This is a genomic window from Lysinibacillus sp. FW301-JW8, from assembly GCF_058788755.1.
In genome coordinates, this window is the sequence record NZ_JBYTBB010000142.1 from 1 (window position 1) to 2,174 (window position 2,174).

Here is a 2,174-nt window from a genome sequence, read left to right on the forward strand (position 1 = left end):
CTTTGTTCACCAGCAGAAGCTAGCTACTAAAAACTTGATTGATTACGTTTTGCTTGTTCAGTTTTCAAGGTTCATTTAAAGCATTTCTCTTTGTTAAGAGTTAACTTTTATATAATAACATGTTTATATGATAATGTCAAACAGTTATTTTACTTTATATTGTTCTAGTTGCGCGTTTCAGTAGCAACTTTTATATAATAACACTGGTTATAAAGATCGTCAATAGTTTTTTATAAATCTTTTTCAAATTTTATAATCTGAACCTTGGCCATGTTCTTAAAAATTGAATAGTACGATTCCGTCCAATTTCTAAAAGAGTTTCCTTAGTATCTTCATCTAAATCAAATTGTGTTGCACTATAATCTTCGACAGGGATGAAAATAATATCTCTTTCATGTCTTCTAGAAATATATCTCTCATCATGAGCGTCCTTCATAGTCGAGAATAATGCTTCAAATAAATTCAAGCCATTTTTTATTTCATGTGGACATTGCTCTTCTCTGCGTCTACTCAATTTAAGTCCTAGAATTGGTCTTACTTTCTTTCCCTCTTTATCGTCAAATATCCATAACGGAAAATTACTCAAAACACCGCCATCTACAATTATAGATTCTCCTTTCCCCGTTTTTAATGTAACAGGTTCAAAGAAAAAAGGAATGCCACAACTCATTCGTAAAGCACATGCAACTGAGAAATTATTTGCATCAATATGATATTTGAGTAAATCATCGGGCAAAACAATCATTCTTCCATTTGTTAAATCAGAAGCAACTAATTTTAAAGAATCCCTCGGTAAATCTTTAAATGTATAAACACCTTTTGCAGCTAATTTTTGAAAAAACCATTTTTCTAGTGCTTTTCCTTTATATAAACCTAAATGGTTATATACATTAACCCATTTCATAAACGGAAATGGTAAAATGGTTTTCCTTGAATCTAATAATGAAGGTACATCCAATTCTTCTAACATAGTTTGAATTTCTTTTCCGCTGTAGCCTGCAGCAATAAAAGTAGCTAGAATAGCTCCAGCACTCGTTCCAGCTACCCTTTTAAAGCGGAAGTTTTCAGCTTCTAACACTTGATACGCGCCAACTAGTGCGAACCCCTTCAAACCACCACCAGAAAAAACACCATCAATCCACAAAATTTCCTCTCCTTTTTAGAAAGTAATCTTTATATTATAAGAATCAATAATCACATTTAGAACTATTTTTTGTCGTATTACTGTTGTACTTCACGAAATAAGTCATTAAAAGTCTGAAAGATTATACCTTATATGAAATAACTTATACTTTATCAGTAACTTTGTTTTGATTTTTATTTAATACATTCAAATCCTTTATCTAAATATGAAAATACTTTAAACTATGTAATGATTTAAATCTAAAAAAAATTTCAAATATTCCTCTAAATTAGACAAGCACTTTTTAAAATAACTACAAAGAGTGATCCCTATATGTAAAGATTGTATAGTAAATAAACTTACATATAAGAATCAAAAAGTGCTCTTCACCACAACTTGTGACTAGTTTTCTATCGAATCAATAATTTTACACTTTTCTATAGAAGAAAAGCGAAAACTCACATATCGTAATTGTTGTCGAGACAAACCACGAGAGGAGTTTTCGCTTTGTATTCCAAGTTTAACAAAATGTTTTTACCGTTACCATCTTATTCGAAGTTTCTTCTCCATCTGACGAAGAACCAAATGTATTTCTTGTTACAGTAAGTGCTTATTCAGTATCATGTCCCATTTTTCGAGGGAAAACGATTCGTTATGCACACACCATGGCTATGCTTGGCACCTCTGATTGATTTGCATTGAGATGATGATTCTACATTATCGATGACACAAGCTAAACGACAATTAACAGAATGATTTATAAGGTATATCAATATCGTCTATGTAGTGCCGTTTCTAAAATCGCAAAAAACATTGATAACACGTTAAAAAGCGTTGCTGGATACCAGTATTTCACTGCTATCTAATGACATGATGGAAAGCGGGAGTAGTAAAATTAAACTCATCAAAAGATGTGGTTTTGGCTATCGAAATGAAGACCATTATTCCTTCGTTTACATTTGGAAACAGGTCGCTTAAAAACAAAAAAACAGCCAACACACAGTTGACTGTCTTTGCCTAGCAATGTCCTACTCTCACAGGGGGAAGCCCC

1 protein-coding gene is annotated in these 2,174 nt (G+C 32.1%); it reads right to left on the reverse strand.

Annotated features, from left to right (window positions below; genetic code table 11):
• Nucleotides 1–250: 250 nt before the first annotated feature.
• On the reverse strand, nucleotides 251–1,144 hold the full coding sequence (locus AC3WOM_RS26630) for a patatin-like phospholipase family protein (protein WP_427550218.1): 894 nt from the start codon (nucleotides 1,142–1,144) through the stop codon (nucleotides 251–253).
• Nucleotides 1,145–2,174: the final 1,030 nt, after the last annotated feature.